Consider the following 17,803-nt stretch of genomic DNA (forward strand, 5'->3'; position numbering starts at 1 on the left):
GGCGGGCGGTGGTGGCGGACACCGCCGCCACCGCCGCCACCGCCCTGCGCACGGCCGTGCCGCACCCGCAGCGCGTACCCGGACGGCGCCCCGTCGCCTTCGTCGTCACCGACGTCGTCCCCGGGGCCGAAGGAGCCGGAGGGGAACTCCGCGCGACCGAACCCGCCTACCGCGAAGCCCTCGACCACTGTGCCGCAGCCGTCACGGCACCGGCCGGAGCGAACCCCCGGCCGGGCCCGGACGGCCGGGGAGAGGCCTCCGGCTCCCTGCACCACACGGCGTTCGCCACCAGGTACGCACTCGCACGGCTCTGGATGTCGTGGGGGATCACTCCCGCGGCGGTGCTGGGCGACGGCGTCGGTGAATACGTCGCGGCCTGTCTCGCAGGGGCGCTCACCGTCGAGGACGCCCTGGCGCTCGCCGCCACCTCGCCGGCGGACGGCAACGGCCGGACGTGCGGCACCCCGCCCGCCGCCCCGCAGATCCCCTGCCTGGCGAACGCCACGCACACCTGGCTCAGCGGGCCCGACGCCACCGACCCCGCCCACTGGACCGGAGGGCCGCGGCACCCCCTGCACAGGGAACGGGCACAACCGCTCCTCGAGCAGCTGGGAGACCCGCTGATACTGGAGATCGGAGCGGAGACGGACCCGCGGCACGTCCTCACCGCGCTGGCGGACCTCTGGAGCCGGGGTGCCGAACCGGACTGGAAGGCCTTCGCCGCCACGGACCCGGGCAGGCGGACGCCGCTACCCTCCTATCCGTTCGAACGGCGCAGCTACCGGATCGCGACGAGGCGGCAGAGCCGTACGCCGGAGAACCCTGAACACGGCGAGGCGCCGTCCGTACCGGGCGACGCACCGGCCCCGTCCCACGAGCGGCCGGAACTGGCAACCGAGTACCTCGCACCACGGGACAGGCTGGAGCACACCGTCACCGAGGTGTGGGAGCGGCTGCTCGGCTTCCGCCGTATCGGCGTGCACGACGACTTCTACGCCCTGGGGGGCGATTCGCTGCTCTCCACCCGGATCGTGGCGGACCTCCGTGACGCCTTCGGCGCAGACCTCCCCATGGAGCGCATCATCGAGGCCCTCACCCCCGCCGGCCAGGCCGAGGTGGTCCGCGCGCTGCTGGTCGAGCGGCTGGACGCGATGACGGACGAGGAGGCCGCGCGACTGCTGGGCGGCGCCGGCCCGCACGGGACCGCACCGGCCGGTGGCGACGTGACTCCGGGAGCGCACTGATGCCGGGCGCCGGCACCGCGCGGGAGCCGGACGACCCGGCCGCGACCAGGGAGCGCGTCCTCGGCGTGCTGGCCCGCCGGCTGGGCGTCGACGCGGCCGGCCTCGACCCGGCGGAGCGGTTCAGTGTGCTCGGTCTGGACTCGGTCGGTGCCACCGCACTCGCCGGTGAACTCTCCGCCGCACTCGGGCGGCGGCTTCCCGTCACCGCGGCCTGGGACCACCCCACCGTCGACGCACTGGTCCGCTTCCTCACCGACGGCGGGCCGGACAGCGGCACAGGCGACGACGGCGCGCACGGCCCGGGCGCTCCTACCCGCAGGACGAGCCGGTCGCCGTGGTCGGCATGGCGTGCCGGCTCCCCGGGGCGCCCTCTCTGGAGGCGTTCTGGACGCTGCTGCGGGAGGGGCGGGACGCGGTCACCGAGGTGCCCGCCGACCGCTGGGACGCCGGTGCTCTCTACCATCCGGACCCCGCCCGGCCCGGGCGCGCCAACACCCGCTGGGGAGGCTTCATCGACGGGGTCGGCCTTTTCGACCCGCAGTTCTTCGGCATCTCCCCGCGCGAGGCCGGCCGGATGGACCCGCAGCAGCGGATCATGCTGGAGCTGGCGTGGAGCGCCTTCGAGGACTCCGGTACCGACCCGGCGACCCTGCGCGACAGCCGTACCGGGGTGTTCACCGCCGCGCTCTGGAGCGACTACGCACGACTGTCCGGCCGCAGGCTGGAGCACATCGGACAGCACACCGCGACCGGTGAGGATCTGAGCATCATCCCCGCCCGGATCTCCTACACCCTCGGACTGCGCGGCCCCAGCATCGGTGTCACCACCGCCTGCTCGGGCGCACTGGTCGCCCTGCACCTCGCGTGCCAGAGCCTCCGCAACGGGGAGTGCGAGACGGTCCTGGCGGGTGGCGTGAACCTGCTGCTGGCGCCGGAGAGCACCACCGCGATGGCCAAGTTCGGTGCCATGTCCCCGCGCGGCCGCTCCCGGGCCTTCGACGCCGGTGCGGACGGCTACGTCCGTGCCGAAGGCGGCGGCGCCGTCGTGCTCAAGCCCCTGTCCCGGGCGCACGCGGACGGCGACCGCATCTACTGCGTGATCCGTGGCAGCGCCGTCAACAACGACGGCTACAGCAACGGCCTGACGGCGCCGAATCCGCAGGCACAGGAGGAGATGCTGCGGGAGGCGTACGCGCGGTCCCGGGTCGATCCGCGCGATGTCGCCTACGTCGAGGCGCACGGTACGGGGACGGCACTCGGCGATCCGATCGAGGCGGGGGCCCTGGCACGGGTGCTCGGCACCGGCCGGCCCCCCGGACGGCCGCTGCTGATCGGTTCCGTCAAGACCAATCTCGGGCACCTGGAGTCCGCGGCGGGGATCGCGGGCTTCGTCAAGACCGCGCTGGCCCTGCACCACCGGCTCCTGCCGCCCAGCCTGCACTGGGAGAAGCCGAACCCCGCCATCGACTTCGGTGCCGGGCTGGAGGTCCCCACCTCGGCGCGCCGCTGGCCGGAGAGAGGACCGGGCGGAGCGCCCGCGCCGGCGGGTGTCAGCTCGTTCGGCTTCGGGGGCACCAACTGCCACGTGGTGCTGGAGGGCCGCCCGCACCCTGCGGAACTGCTGACCCTCTCCGCCGCGGATCCGGAGGCGCTCACCGTCCTCGCGCGGCAGAGCGCCGAGGCCTCGCGGACCGCGGACCCGGCGACCTCCACCCGTGACCTGACCGCGGCCGCAGCCCGGCGGTCCGTAGCGGGGGCCAGCCGGGCGGCCGCCGTCGTGCGCAGCCGCACCGAACTGCTGGCCGCGCTCGACGGCGCGGCCGGGCGGCAACAGGAGCCCGCCACCGGGCAGCCGTCGCGTGTCGTTCTCGTCTTCTCCGGCCAGGGGTCCCAGTGGGCCGGGATGGGCCGGGACCTCCTGCACACCGATCCGGTGTTCGCCGAAGCCGTCGACGCCTGCGCGGCGTCCTTCGCCGAACTGGGCGGCCCGCGGGTCCGCGAACTGCTGCGCGCCGCCGGTCCCGCGTCCCTCGGGAGCAGCGCCGTGCTGCAGCCGCTGGTCTTCACCGTGCAGGTGGGGCTCACGGCGGTCTGGCGCTCCTGGGGCCTGCGGCCCGACGCGGTGATCGGGCACAGCCTGGGCGAGGCGGCCGCGGCCCACGCCGCGGGCCGGCTCGGTCTCCACGACGCGGCCCGCGTCGTGCACCACCGCAGCCGGCTCATGGCGCGCCTGGACGGCACCGGAGCCGTGGCGCTCGTCGCCCTCGACGCCGCACAGGCGGAGCGGGCCGCCGAACGCCACGGCGCGGGACGGGTCCACGTCGCCGGCGAGAACAGCACACGCGGCACGGTGCTCGCCGGCGACCCCGCCGCCCTGGACGCCTGCCTGGCCGCCCTGCAGCGTGACGGTGTGGCGTGCCACCGCGTGGCGATGCCCGTGGCCTCGCACACCGGCCACTGCGACGAGCTGCTTCCGGAGCTCACCGACGCGTTGTCCCCCCTCACCCCGCTGCCCGGGCACACTCCGATGGTCTCCACCGTGACGGGCGCCCCCGTGGACGGCCCGCTCGGTCCGGAGTACTGGCGGCGGAACCTGCGGGAGCCCGTCCGGTTCGCCGCCGGAGTGCGGTCGCTGCTCGCTCAGGGCCCCGCCGACTTCCTGGAGATCGGCCCCCACCCCGTACTGCACCGCGCGCTGTGCGAGAACGCGGAGGAGCACGGTGCGGACACCCGCACCCGTCCCGTGCTGTCGTCGATGCACCGGGGCGAGGACGCCCGGGAGACCCTGCTCCGCTCCGCGGCGCACCTGTTCCGGCGAGGCGTGGAGCTGCCCGGGCTCTCCGCCGGCCGGCCGGGCCCGGAGCGGCCCACGGACGGGGCCCTCCGCGCCCCCCGGGAGGACCCGGGGACCGCCGGGCCCCGGGGCGAGGAGAGCCCGCTGCTGCTGACGCTCTCCGCGCACACCTCGCAGGCCGCCAGGGACCAGGCGGGCGCAGTGGCGGATCTTCTGGAGAGCGCCTCCGGTCCCGACGGCCCGGCGGCTCTCTGCGCGGCGGCCGACCGCCTGCGCGGCGGGTACCGCCATCGCGTGGCTGTGGTCTTCCGCGACCGCAGCGAGGGCGCCGCGCTGCTGCGACGGGCTGAGGCCGGAGCCGACGCCCCCGGCCTCAGCTGGGGCACGGTCCCGCGTCTCCCCGAAGGTCTCGCCCTGGTGTTCTCCGGCCAGGCGACCCAGTGGCCGGGGATGGGCACCGCCCTGATGCGGCGGGAACCCGTGTTCCGCAGGGCCGTGGAGCGCCATCACGAGACGCTCCGTGGCCTGACGGACTGGTCCCTGGTGGACGAGCTCCGCGCGGAAGGCGAACGCTCCCGGCTGCATGCCACCCGGATCGCCCAGCCGGCCCTGTGCGCGCTCCAGCTCGCGCTGGCCGAACTCTGGACGCACTGGGGCGTCCAGCCGGACGCGGTCACCGGACACAGCGCCGGCGAGATCGCCGCGGCCTGCGTCGCCGGGGCGATCGAGCCCGAGGAAGCCCTGCGGATCGCGGTCGAGCGGGGGAGGATCATGGACCGGACGGCGGGTGGCGGTCGCATGGTGTCGCTCGCCCTGTCCGAGCAGGAGACAGCGGAACTGCTGGCCGGTGTGGAGGACCGCGTCGGCATCGCGGCCGTCAACGCGCCCCGCGCGACGGTGATCGCGGGGGAGGACGCGGCCGTGGAGCGAATCCTCGCCGATCCCGCCCTGCGTGCCGTCCGCACACATCCGCTGCCCGTCGACTACGCGTTCCACAGCCCCCGGATGGAGCCGTTGCAGGCCGTGCTCGCCCGCGCCCTGGGGCAGGTGGAGCGGCGAGAGAGCCGCATCCCGCTCGTCTCGGGCGTCACCGGCGGGCGACTGGACGGCGCCCTGCTGGACGCGGGGTACTGGGGCCGTACGGTGCGGCGCACCGTACGTTTCGCCGACGCGGTGGAGACCCTGGCCGGCCTCGGCTGCACCGGGTTCCTCGAGATCGGTCCGCACCCGGCCCTGACGACGGCGATGGCAGAGTGCCTCGCGGAGAGATCCGCGGAGGAGCCGCTCGTCGTGCCCAGCCTGCGCCGCGGAGACGACGTCGTCGCTCCGCTGCGGTCCCGTGGGGCCCTCTGGGCGTCCGGACGGCCGAGGGCACGCAGCGGGGCCGCCCCGTCCGGTGTGCGGTCCGCCTCGCTCCCCGAGTACCCCTGGCAGCGCGAGCGGCACTGGACCGCAGAGGCTCCCGTCGAGCATGTCGCGGACGGTACGGGAACCGCTGCCTCCGCGCCGGACCCGCGGGAGCCGGAGCAGGTGACCGCCTGGGCCGACCGGCACGGGCTCACCGACACGGAACGCGCCTTCCTGCCGCGGCTGCTCCACCTGCTCGCTGCGGACGTCCCGGAGCACCGCACGGGCCACCGCTCCGCACCGGAGCCCGCCGCACCCCGCCGCTACACCACGCACTGGGAGGCGCGGCCCCCGCTTCCGCCCCCCGCCGACGGTGCGGCGTCCGGACACTGGCTGCTCATCGGCGACGGAGGCGTGGCCGGCGCGCTCGCCGGCAGGCTCCGCTCCGGCGGCGGGACGGTCACGGTGCTCCCCCAGGCGCACGCGGACTTCCCGGCGGAGCTCGACCGTGCCCTGGAGACGGCACCCGGACCGCTTCGGGCAGCAGTGCACCTTCCGGCCGCCGACCTGCCCGCGGGGGGCGCGGACCGGGCCGTCGACGCGGCGCAGGAGGTGCTCGGTTCGGCCCTGTCCCTCATCCGGCGGCTCGCCGTACGGCCTCCGCACGCCCGGCCGGCGATCTGGTTCGTGACCCGGGGGGCTCGCCCCGACGCCGGGCCCGCCGGAGCACGCCCGGAGGCCCCCGGGGACGACCTCGCGCGGCAGACGGCCGGTGCCGCGCTCTGGGGCTTCGCCGGCACACTCGCTCACGAGCACCCCGAGCTGTGGGGCGGTCTGATCGACCTGGACGACACCTGCCCGTCCCGCGCCGCCGGACCGCTCGCCGACGAGCTGGAGGCGGCCGCGCCGTCGCGGGACGCGGTGGGTGGGCGCCCGCCCGCCCGCGAGGACCGGCTTGCCCTGCGCGCGGGGTCCCGCCGGGCCCCGCGCCTGACTGCGGCGGGCGCCGGCGCTGACCCGTCCGGAGTGCCGCCGGTGCTGGACCCGGACGCCGCCTACCTGGTGACCGGCGGTCTCGGCGGTACAGGGCTGCTCGTCGCAGAGCGCCTGGCGGAGCGAGGCGCTCGCCGTCTCGTGCTGGCCGGTCGCACCGCGCCGTCCGGCACCGCCCGTGCCGTGCTTCGCCGGCTCGAATCCGCGGGCGTGCGCGTGACCGTCGCCCGCGGCGACGTCTCCCGGCGCGCCGAGGTGGCACGCATCCTGGACGGCATCCGGGACGACGGCGTCCGGCTGGGTGGTCTGGTGCACGCGGCGGGAGTGCTGGACGACGGCATCCTGCTGCGCCAGGGCCCGGACCGCCTGGCCCGGGTCCTGGCCCCCAAGGCGGCCGGTGCGCTGCACCTGCACGAGCTGACGGCGCCGATGAGGCCGGACTTCTTCGTGCTGTTCTCCTCCTTCACCGCCACGCTCGGCGCCCCGGGGCAGTCCGCCTACACCGCCGCCAACGGGGTGCTGGACATGCTGGCGGTCCGCCGCCGGCTCGCCGGACTTCCCGCCGTGAGTGTCGGATGGGGTCCGTGGCGGGGCGTCGGCATGACGTCCGGCCGGGCGGCGGCCCCGCAACGGTGGCGGGAGCGCGGCCTGGAACCGATGGATCCCGACGCGTGCCTGGCCGCGCTCGACCGCGCGCTCACGGGGCGTACCGGGGCGCACGAACTGGTGATCGCCGCCGACTGGCCGGCCTACTCGCGGGCCGTTCCGGGCAGCGCCGCGGGGGCGCACCTCGTCCCGGTGTGCGGCGAGGCCCCGACGCCGGAGCCGTCGGAGGCCGGCCCGGCGGAGCACGCCGCAGCAGGCGACGACGGCGCCGGGGAACTGCGCGCCGCCCTGCGGGACGCGTCCGCAGCGGAGCGGCTGACGCGGCTCGCCGAACTCGTCGCCCTGCGGGTGGCGGAGGCACTGGGAGTGCGGGACCCGCAGAAGATCGACCGGGAGAGCGGTCTGTTCGACCTCGGGCTCGACTCGCTGGGCGCGGTGCGGCTGGCCGAGCGTCTCGCCCGCGATCTGTCGGAGGCCGGGGCTGCCGCGGACCTGTCGACGAACGCCGTCTTCGACCATCCGACCGTCGCCCGGCTCGCCGCGCATCTCGCGGAGACCGCGCCCGGCCCGGAGGAGACCGGCGACGCAGAGCTCGGGAGGCTGCTGGACGAGATCGAGGGACTGTCCGAGGAGGAGGCGGCCCTGCGCCTGGCGGAGCTCTCCGGCGAAGGCCGTTCCACGGGGGAGGAAGAACGATGAACGAGATGTCCGACCGCATCGCCGGGCTGTCACCAGAGAAGCGGGCCTTGCTGGAACGAGCGCGCGCGGCCCGGACGGCCCCGGCGGGCGCAGAGAGGCCCACCACCGCTCCGGAGCGCCCGGAGGCGCGGGCACCCGCCGACGAGCCGGTCGCCGTGGTCGGCATGGCGTGCCGCTTCCCCGGCGGGGCCGACACCCCCGAGGCGTTCTGGCGCCTGCTGCGGGACGGCACCGACGCGACCACACCGGTGCCCGCCGACCGGTGGGACGCCGCGCGGCTGTACGACCCGGACCCCGACCGCCCCGGGGGGATCTACGCCCGGCGCGGCGGCTTCCTGACCGAGCCGGTCGACCGGTTCGACGCATCCTTCTTCGGCATCTCCCCGGCCGAGGCCGAGGCCATGGACCCGCAGCACCGGATGCTCCTCGAAGTGGCCTGGGAAGTCCTGGAGCGGGGCGGTACGGCGCCCGGCGCCCTGTCAGGCTCGCGCACCGGTGTGTACGTGGGCATCGGCATCGACGACTACAAGACGCTCCAGGCGGGCGACGAGAAGGCGATCGACGCCTACACCGGCACGGGCAACCTGTTCGCCACCGCGGCCGGCCGGATCTCGCACGTACTGGGGCTGACCGGCCCCAGCATGGCCGTGGACACCGCCTGTTCGTCATCGCTGGTCGCCGTCCACCTCGCGGTGCGCAGCCTGCGTACGGGCGAGACGGACCGGGCACTGGCCGGCGGCGTGCACCTGATGCTCAGCCCCGAGATCACCCTCTTCCTCTCGCGGGCCCGTGCCCTGTCACCCCGCGGCCGCTGCCGTACCTTCGACGCCGCGGCCGACGGTTACGCCCGGGGGGAGGGCTGCGGGATGGTCGTCCTCCGGAGGCTGTCGGACGCGGTGGCCGACGGGGAGAACGTGCTGGCCGTGATCCGCGGTTCCGCCGTCAACCACGACGGCCCGAGCGCGGGACTGACCGTGCCCAACGGCCCTTCCCAGCAGCAGCTGATCCGCAGCGCCCTGGCCGACGCGGACGCGTCCCCGCTCGACATCTCCTATCTGGAGGCGCACGGCACCGGGACACCGCTGGGGGACCCGATCGAGGTGGGTGCGTTCGGCGCGGTCCTCACCGAGGGCAGGCCGGCGCACAGTCCGCTGCTGACCGGGTCCGTCAAGACCGGCATCGGCCATCTGGAGGCCGCCGCCGGCGTCGCCTCACTGATCAAGGTCGTTCTCGCGCTGCAGCACGAGGAGATACCCGCCCACCTGAACTTCGAGGAGCCGAACCCGCGCATCCCCTGGGCGGAGCTACCGGTTCGTGTTCCGGTCGAACGTACGCCGTGGCCGGGCGGGGGCCGACGGGGGCGGGCCGCCGGCATCAGCTCCTTCGGCATCGGCGGTACCAACGCTCACCTCGTCGTCGCAGAACCCCCGGCCCCCCAGGATTCCGGCGCGGCCCCCGGAACGGGCACCGTCCCGGAAACGGCCCGGCCCCGGCTCCTCACGCTGTCGGCACGTGGCGGGACCGCCCTGGCCGAGCTGGCGGAGCGGTACGCCGCCCGGCTTCCCGGTGAGCCCGACTGGCCGGCGGCCGCGCACACCGCGAACGCGGGACGGGACCACTTCACCCACCGTCTCGCCGTGGTCGCGTCCGACGGGGCCGACGCCGCCCGGAAGCTCGCCGCGTGGGCCGGGGGACAGGCCGTGCCGGGAACGGCCTCCGGCACCGCGAAGCGGCCCGGTGGTCCCCGTCTCGTCTTCGCCTTCACGGGACAGGGTGCGCAGTATCCCGGGATGGGCCGTGCCCTCTACCGGACGGAGCCCGTCTTCCGGGAGGCCGTCGACCGGTGCGAGCAGTGGCTCGACGGCGCCCTCGGTGCGCCTCTCACGGCCGTGCTCTTCGACGGAGCGGCCGACCTCGGCGACACCGCCCGGGCCCAGCCTGCGGTCTTCGCCCTTCAGTACGCGCTGACCCGGCTCTGGGCGTCCCGTGGCATCCGCCCCGACGCCGTCCTCGGACACAGCGTCGGCGAGTACGCGGCCGCCTGCGCCGCAGGAGCGCTCGAGCCGCGCGACGCCCTGCTGCTCGTCGCCGAACGGGGTCGCCTGATGTCGGCGAGGTGCGAGCAGGGCGGCATGGCGGCGGTGTTCGCCGACGCGGGGCGGGTCGCCCGCGTCCTCGACTCCTGCGGAGGCCCGGTCGAGATCGCCGCGTACAACGGTCCAGCGGAGACGGTTCTCTCCGGAGCCGCAGGCCCGCTGGACCGCGCGCTGGAACTCCTCGCCGCCGACGGCATCCGCACACATCGCCTGGAGGTGTCGCACGCCTTCCACTCCGTGCTGATGGAACCGATGCTCGACGCGCTCGCCGCGCGCGCGTCCCGCGTCCCCTTCCGTCCGGCCCGCGTCCCCTTCTTCTCCACGGTGACGGGTGACCGCCTGTCCGCCGACGCGCTCGGCGATCCCGCCTACTGGCGCCGCAACGCGCGTGCCCCGGTACGCTTCCGGTCCGCCCTCGACGCCGCCCTGGGCCGGGGATGCGACGCCGTGCTCGAGATCGGCCCTCAGCCCGTCCTCACCGGTCTCGCCCGGCGCTCGGGCGCGGGTGGCGAGGACGCCGTACCGTGGCTGCCGTCGCTCGTCCGCGACCCCGACGACCGCACCCAGCCGCTCGACGCGCTCGGCCGTCTGTACGCCATGGGTGCACAGATCGACTGGAGCCACCGGGGGCCCGGGCCCCGTCCGCGGCCGGTCGCGCTTCCCACGTATCCGTTCCAGCGCAGGCGTTACTGGCGCGACACCCGGAGCCGCCGGAACGGCCGCTCCGGCGCGGCCGAGCGTCCCCTGCCGGGCGACCGGCTCCGCTCGCCGGCCCTCCGCGAGACCGTCTTCCAGCAGGTCTACGAGGAGTCCTCGCCCGGGCACCTCCGCGACCACGAACTGTTCGGCACCGTCGTGGTGCCCGGGGCCTCGCACCTCGCCCTGCTGCTGGCCGCGGCCGAGGCCGAGGGGGCCCAGGGGCCCGTCGAGGCCCAGGAGGTGGCCTTCCCGCGAGCCCTGGCCTTGCGGGCCGGGGAGCGGCGGGACGTGCAGATCATGCTGGGCCCGTCCGGCGCCGGCACGCCGGTCGGCGCCCAGGGGGCCGCGGACCGCACCTTCCGGATCGCCAGTGCGCCCACCGGTGACGACGCCGCGCCGTGGACGACGCACGCCACCGGCCTGCTGACCACGGCCCCGGAGGCCGCCCCCGCACACGGAGGCGTGCAGGCGGTGCGGGCACGCTGCACCGCCGTCACCTCCGGTGAGGAGCTGCACCGGCGGATGGCGCGGGCCGGATACGGCCTCGGGCCTTCGTTCCGCTGGATCCGCACGCTCCATCACAGCACGGACGAGGTACTGGCCGAGCTGTCGCCGCCGGCGGAGGCCGGGAACGGGGACGTCGTCCACCCCGGCCTGCTGGACTCCTGTTTCCAGGCCGTCGTGACGTTGCTGGACGACGACCCGGCGCACCCCACGGGGACCGGCCTGTACGTGCCCGTCCGCGTGGACCGGCTGCGGCGCTACCGCACACCACCGCCGACCGGGAGACTCTGGCTGCACCTCACCGAGGCACCGGACGCGCACGACGGCGACGGGACGCTGGTCGACCTCTCGCTCCTGGACGGCGAGGAGCGCGTCGTCCTGACCATGGAGGGTGTGCGGCTGCGCCATGTGGACCGTGCGGCGCTCCTCGGCGCCCCGTCCACCGAGCTGCGGACCACTCGCTGGCACCCTTCGCCGGAGGCCGCCGTCCCGGGGCCCGGTCCGTCCGGACGGTGGCTGGTGGTCGCCGACGACGCCCACGCGGCGGGAGAACTCTGCCGTCACATGACGGCCGCCGGCGCGCGCTGCGAGACTGTCCTGCTGCCGGAGTCCGCAGACCGCCGCCCCTCCCCGGCAGCAGGTGCCCGTGATGCGGTGACCGAGGCCGCCCGGGCCGGGGAGCCCCCGCAGGGCGTCATCGGACTGTGGACCCGTCCCGGACAGCCGGAACGGCCGGCGATGTCCGTCGCGGCGAGCGCGCTGCACCTCGTCCAGGCGGCGGCCGCGCTGGACGGGGACCCCCGGCTCTTCCTCGTGACCCGCGGTGCCCAGCAGGCACTCCGGGAGGACCGGGCGGACCCGGCGCATGCCGCCGTCTGGGGCCTGGGCCGGGTGGCTGCGGCCGAACTGCCGCGGCTGCGCTGCACACTCGTGGACCTCGACGCCCGGGCCGGGGATCCGGCTGCGACGCTGCCGCACCTGACGAACCTGCTGCCGGACCCTGGTGCACGGGAACTGGCTCTCCGGGAGGGGGTCCGCCACACACCGGAGACCGTCGCGCTGCCCACCGTCTCCGGTACGCCACCCCGGTTGCGCCCGGACGCCGCCTATCTGGTGACCGGAGGACTCGGCGGCGTCGGGCTGCACCTCGCCCGCCACCTTGCCGACCGCGGCGCCCGGCACCTGGCGTTGCTCGCGCGCCGCGCTCCCGGCACCGACGCCGAACGGGTGCTGGACGGGCTGCGCCGGGCCGGAGTCACCGTCCGGGTGCTGGCGGCCGACGTCACCGACCCGGCCGCGCTCGGGGCCGCACTGACGGAACTGCGGGCGGAGCTGCCTCCCCTGCGGGGAGTCGTGCACGCGGCCGGGCTCCGCGACGACGCCACTCTGGTGCGGCAGGACACGTCGCGTCTCGCGCGCGTCGCCGCGCCGAAGGCCGACGGCACCCGGCATCTGCTGGACGTGCTCCACCACGAGACGCTGGACTTCCTCCTGCTGTTCTCCTCCGCGGCCGCGTCCTTCGGAACCGCGGGCCAAGGCGTCTACGCCGCCGCCAACGCCTACCTGGACGCGCTCGCGCAGTCCCGCCGGGGGCCCGGGACAGCGGTCACCAGCATCGGCTGGGGCCCGTGGGAGGGCACCGGCATGGCCGCCGGCCTTCGGGACACGGAGCTCCGGCGCCTCGCCGACCAGGGTGCCGGCGCGCTGAGCACCGACGAGGCCCTCGGCCTGCTGGACCGGGTGCTGACCGACGACGTGCCGGCGCACACGCTCGCCCTGCGGGCCCGGCGCCCGGCGGACTCAGGACGCCCGGAGCCGGCACGGACGGGAGGACCCGCCGCCGCCGGCGACGGGGAATGGTATGCCCGGCCGGACGGAATGGGGCCGCCCACCCCGCCCGCCACCGAGCGGGAAGACATCCTGACCGGGCTGTGGCAGGACGCGTTCCGGATCCGCCCGATCGGTGCCGAGGACGACTTCTTCGCCCTCGGCGGCGACTCCATGCTCGCCCTCACCATCACCGCACGCGCCCGCCGCCGCGGGCTCGTCCTGAAGGAGTCCGACTTCTTCCAGCACCCCACGGTCCGGGCCCTCGCCGGAACCCACAGGGACCCCGGGACGGAGACCGGGAGCACTCGGCAGGCGCCGGACGGAGCGGACGCCGCGACCCCCGGCCTCAGCCCGAGGAGCGAACGGGAGCTGCGGCGCCGGCTCCGCGGCGAGGCGGCCGGGAACGACGACGCGCCGCACCGTACCCGGCTGCGCATGGCCGTACGCCTCGCGCGCCGCGCGCCGCAGGACCCCGAGACACCGAAGAACTGAGACTTGGAGACCCGACCCCATGACGGACCAGAACACCGGTGCGTACCGCCTGTCCTTTCTGCAGCAAGGCCTGCTGTACCACAGCCTGGTCGAACCCGAGGCGGCGTTCTACGTCGACCAGGTCGTCCACACGCTGCGCGGGGACCTCGATCAGGACCGTTTCGCACGCGTCTGGCGCCAGGCCGTGGAGCGGCACGAGATGCTCCGGACCTCCTTTTTCTGGGAGGACCTCGAGGAACTGGTCCAGGTCGTGCACCCCGTTGCCGGACTGCCACTGGAACAGCACGACTGGCGCGACCGTCCCGAGGCGGACCAGGAAGCAGCACTGCACGCCTTCCTCGCCGACGACCGGCTTCGGGGCTTCGACCTGGAACAGCCGCCGCTGTTCCGGCTGAGCCTGGTCCGGCACGCCGAAGACCGCTACACCTTCGTGTTCCGCTACCACCACCTGCTGTTCGACGCCTGGTCCGCACTGATGGTGCTGGACGAGGCCTTCACCGACTACCTCGGGGAGAAGGCCGCCCTCCGCGAGCCGGCCGTGCCGTACCGCGACTATGTGGCCTGGCTCCACCGGCAGCAGCTGACGCACGCGGAGAGCTACTGGCGCGAGGTGCTCGACGGGTTCACGGACCCCACCCCGCTGCCCGGCGCCCCCGCGGAGCCCGGGAACGTGCCGGCTGCCGGAGAGACCGGGGACCCCGCCCGGCGGGACAACCCGGAGGAGGCGATGTCCCTGACCCCTGAGACCACCGAGGCCCTCGGAGCCTTCTGCCGGGAGCGCCGCATGACGCTCAACTCCGTCTTCCAGAGCGCCTGGGCGCTGCTGCTCGCCCGGCACAGCGGCCAGGACGACGTGGTGTTCGGCACCACGGTCTCGCACCGCCCGGCGGATCTGGAGGGGATCGAGCAGACGGCCGGTCTCTTCATCAACACGCTTCCCGTCCGGGCCCGGCTGGGACCGGCCGACACGTTCGCCGCCTGCTGCGAGCGGCTGCAGACGGCTCAGGGCGAACGCCGCGATCACCACCACAGCCCGCTCCAGCGCGTCCAGGAGTGGAGCGGACTGCCCTCCGGCACCCCGCTGTTCGACACGATCACCACGTTTCTGAACGTCCCCCGGATCGAGACCCTCGGCGGCCGGGACGGCCGGCTCCGCGTCGAGCGCGGGGAGTACCGCTACCGGACCAACTACCCCCTGTCCGTCATGGCGGTGCCCGGTGACGAGCTGTCGGTACGCATCGGATACGACCCGGGCCTGTACGACGCCGGGGCCGTGCGACGCCTTCTCGGGCAGCTTCGCACCGTCCTCGAGACCGTCGCGGCCGACCCGGGCGTACGGATCCGGGACATCCCGCTGCTCTCCCCCGAGGAGACCCGGCGGATGGTGCAGGAGGGGAACGTGGCCGCGCCCGCGGAGCACGGCCACGGAGAACCGGACGACGCGTTCCGGCTCCTCACCGAACAGGCCCGCAGGGCCCCGGAGACCACCGCCCTGGTGCACGGCGGCACCCGGCTGGGTTACGCGGAGACGGCCGCCCGCGCCCGGCGGTTGGCCGGCCGGCTGCGCGCCCTGGGCGTCGGGCCGGACGTGCCGGTCGGCGTGTGCCTGGAGCGCGGGGTGGACCAGCCGGTCGCGCTGCTGGCGACGCTGTGCGCCGGCGGCGTCTATCTGCCCCTCGACCCGGCATACCCCGAGGAGCGCCTGGCGCTCATGCTGGAGGACGCCCGGCCCGCCGTCGTGCTGACCCGGCGCGACCTGTGCCACCTGCTGCCCGAGCAGGGCCCGGCCCGCATCCTGCTGGACGAGGCTTCCGGACCCGCCGGCGAAGACGACGACCCGCTGCCGGCCGCGGCCCGTCCCCGGCCCGGCGACCTCGCCTACATCATCTACACCTCCGGTTCCACCGGTAGGCCGAAGGGCACCATGCTCAGCCACCGCGGACTGGTGGAGCTGATCCGTGCCCAGCGCCGGTTCTTCGGCCTCACCCCGGACGACCGTGTGCTGCAGTGGGCCTCCCCCGGTTTTGACGCCTCCGTGTTCGAAACGGTGCTTGCGCTCGGCTCCGGAGCGGAACTGCACCTCGCGGACCGGGAGGAGTCGCTCCCCGGCCCCGCGCTGCACCGCCTTCTCGAGGAGTCCGGCATCACGGTGCTCACCATGCCGCCGTCCGCGCTGGCGGCCCTGGCCGACGACGGCCTCCCCGGCCTGCGGCTCCTCATCGCCGCCGGGGAGCCCCTGCCCCGCCGGCTTGCCGACCGCTGGTCCCCGGGCCGCACCATGGTGAACGCGTACGGTCCCACCGAGACCACCGTGTGGGCGACGGCGCACGAGGTCACCGGCGGCGGCACCGGTCTCCCCGCCATCGGCGCGCCGGTACCCGGCTTCCGGGCCTACGTGCTCGACACCGCCCTGCAGCCGCTCCCGGTCGGAGCCGCCGGAGAGCTCTTCCTGGCGGGACCCGGGGTGGGGCGGGGCTACCTCGGGCAGCCCGCCCGTACGGCCGGGGCGTTCCTCCCCGACCCCTTCGGCGCACCCGGCGCCCGGATGTACCGCACCGGCGATCTGGCCCGCTGGAACCCGGAGGGGGCCCTGGAGTTCCTCGGCCGCAGCGATCAGCAGGTCAAGCTGCGCGGGTTCCGCATCGAACTCGGCGAGATCGAGGCGGTGCTGGCGGACCACCCGGACGTACGGGAGTGCGCGGCCGTGGTCCGCAGGGGTCCCGCTCACGGGGACGGCGACGGTGCGGACGACCGCATCGTGGCCTACGCCGTCCTGTCGCAGGAGGCCGGAGACACCGGGGAGCTCCGCCGCCATCTCGAGGAGCGACTGCCTGCGCACATGGTGCCCGCAGCGGTCCTCCCGCTCGACCGGATGCCGCTGACGGTGTCCGGAAAGCTCGACCGTGCCGCGCTGCCCTCACCGGAGGACGCGGCTCCGAAGGGGGGCCGGGTACGCCCGCGCACGGAGGCCGAGGGGTTCGTCGCGGAGATCTGGTCCGAGGTCCTCGCCGTCGAGGACCCGGGAGTCGCCGACGACTTCTTCGAGACGGGCGGCAACTCGATCAAGGCGACCCAGCTCCGGTCGCGCATCAAGCGCTCCGCACAGGTGGATGTCCCCGTCCGTGAGCTGCTCAAGGCGCGCACCCTCGAAGGGATCGCCCTCCTGGTCGAGAAGGCGCTGGCCGAAGAACTGGAAGGCCTGAGCGACGAAGAGATCCGGGCACTCACCGAGAACCCGGCCTAGGCCCTGCCCGGCGGGCAGGCCCCGGGCCTGCCCGGCGCCGTGCACCGAGGCCGGACCGAAGCCGGACCGGAGCCGAGAGAACGCCGCACCGCATCCCACCCGTACGGCCGCCGCCGGGCGGCCGGTGAGAGGAGCCACGATGACCGCAGCCGACCGAGACCCCTTCCCCGAGTACCGCGTCGTGGTCAACGACGAGGAGCAGTACTCCATATGGCCCACCGCCCGCGAACTCCCCGCCGGCTGGCGGGACACGGGCGACCACGGCCCGCGGCAGCACTGCCTCGACCGCATCGAGGAGCTGTGGACGGACATGCGTCCGCGCAGTCTGCGTGTGGCCATGGAGGACGAGGGCGCCGGGGCGGGTGCGGCATGAGCCGGCCCGCCGCCGGCCGGTCCCCGGCGCTTCCGGACTCGGTCCCCCGGAACCGGCTGCTGCACCGCCCCGCGCACGAGCGGCCCCGGTACCGGCTGGTGTGCTTCCACCATGCCGGTGCCGGTGCCGGTGCCTACACCTCCTGGATGCGCGAGGCCCCCGAGGACGTGGAGATGCTCGCCCTGCGGCTGCCCGGAAGGGAGTCCCGCCTGGACGAGGCCGCCTACGACGACCCCGCCGCCGCGCTGGACGACGTACTGGAGATCCTGGCTCCGCTCGCGGCCGACGAGGTCCCGCTGGCGCTGTACGGCCACAGCATGGGCGGCGTCCTCGCCTACGAGGCGTACACCGCGCTGGCCGCGCAGGGGCTCCCGGATCCTCTCTTCCTCGCGACGGGCGCCACTCCCGCGCCGCACCGGCACGCCGTACGGCCTTCCAGGCTGCCCACCGGCCACGGGCGGCAGGACCTGCTGGATCTCCTGCACCGGTACGAGGGCACCCGGCCGGAGGTCTTCGACCATCCGGAGCTCCTCGAGATCGTCCTGGGGGTGCTGGAGGCCGACCTCACGCTGCTCGACTCGTACCGGCCGGCGCTCCCTCCCGAGCCCGTCCGCTGTCCGGTCCTCGCCTTCTCGGGCACCGGCGACACCATGGTGGACGCCGGCGACATCGAGGCGTGGCGCGAGTGCGCCGCCGGACCGTTCGTCCACCGCACCTTCGACAGCGGCCACTTCTTCGCCGAGTCCCACGCGACCGCGCTCCTCTGCGAGCTCGACGCGTGGTCCCGGCCGGCGGCCGGCTCCGTGCAGAGCGGCCGGTGACGCAGTGAGCGAGCACGACACCGCCGCCGGGGGCCGCTCCGGCGGCCGCCCGGCGGCACCC

6 protein-coding genes and 1 pseudogene are annotated in these 17,803 nt (G+C 75.3%); all 7 read left to right on the forward strand.

What is annotated here, in order from left to right:
• Nucleotides 1-1,244, forward strand: a 1,244-nt coding sequence (locus HOY81_RS20090) for a phosphopantetheine-binding protein (protein ID WP_237321861.1), incomplete at its 5' end; no start/stop codon positions are given.
• Nucleotides 1,244-1,483, forward strand: a pseudogene (locus HOY81_RS27765) (acyl carrier protein); the annotation flags it as partial. The gene HOY81_RS20090 and the pseudogene HOY81_RS27765, both read left to right, overlap by 1 nt.
• Before the next feature lie 95 nt (nt 1,484-1,578).
• Entirely contained in the window at nt 1,579-7,683 is a 6,105-nt protein-coding gene (locus HOY81_RS20095; RefSeq protein WP_308341134.1) for an SDR family NAD(P)-dependent oxidoreductase, read from the forward strand.
• Nucleotides 7,680-13,304, forward strand: coding sequence for a type I polyketide synthase (locus HOY81_RS20100; protein ID WP_237321863.1), 5,625 nt, complete (start codon nt 7,680-7,682; stop codon nt 13,302-13,304). Before HOY81_RS20095 ends, HOY81_RS20100 begins: the two co-directional genes overlap by 4 nt.
• 19 nt (nt 13,305-13,323) lie before the next feature.
• Entirely contained in the window at nt 13,324-16,548 is a 3,225-nt protein-coding gene (locus HOY81_RS20105) for an amino acid adenylation domain-containing protein (protein WP_237321864.1), read from the forward strand.
• A gap of 139 nt (nt 16,549-16,687) precedes the next feature.
• Complete coding sequence (locus HOY81_RS20110) at nt 16,688-16,921, forward strand: MbtH family NRPS accessory protein (protein ID WP_237321865.1); 234 nt, start codon at nt 16,688-16,690, stop codon at nt 16,919-16,921.
• The gene (locus HOY81_RS20115) at nt 16,918-17,742 is read left to right on the forward strand and encodes a thioesterase II family protein (protein ID WP_237321866.1); all 825 of its coding nucleotides are present in this window, start codon (nt 16,918-16,920) and stop codon (nt 17,740-17,742) included. Before HOY81_RS20110 ends, HOY81_RS20115 begins: the two co-directional genes overlap by 4 nt.
• The last annotated feature ends 61 nt before the right edge of the window (nt 17,743-17,803 follow it).

Origin of the sequence: Streptomyces sp. JJ36, from assembly GCF_021696945.1 — a bacterium.
Lineage (GTDB): Bacteria > Actinomycetota > Actinomycetes > Streptomycetales > Streptomycetaceae > Streptomyces.

Bases quoted from the DNA above. Each gene is read 5' to 3' on its own strand.
- HOY81_RS20100 (WP_237321863.1), top strand. From the start codon at position 7,680: ATGAACGAGATGTCCGACCGCATCGCCGGGCTGTCACCAGAGAAGCGG.
- HOY81_RS20105 (WP_237321864.1), top strand. From the start codon at position 13,324: ATGACGGACCAGAACACCGGTGCGTACCGCCTGTCCTTTCTGCAGCAA.
- HOY81_RS20110 (WP_237321865.1), top strand. From the start codon at position 16,688: ATGACCGCAGCCGACCGAGACCCCTTCCCCGAGTACCGCGTCGTGGTC.
- HOY81_RS20115 (WP_237321866.1), top strand. From the start codon at position 16,918: ATGAGCCGGCCCGCCGCCGGCCGGTCCCCGGCGCTTCCGGACTCGGTC.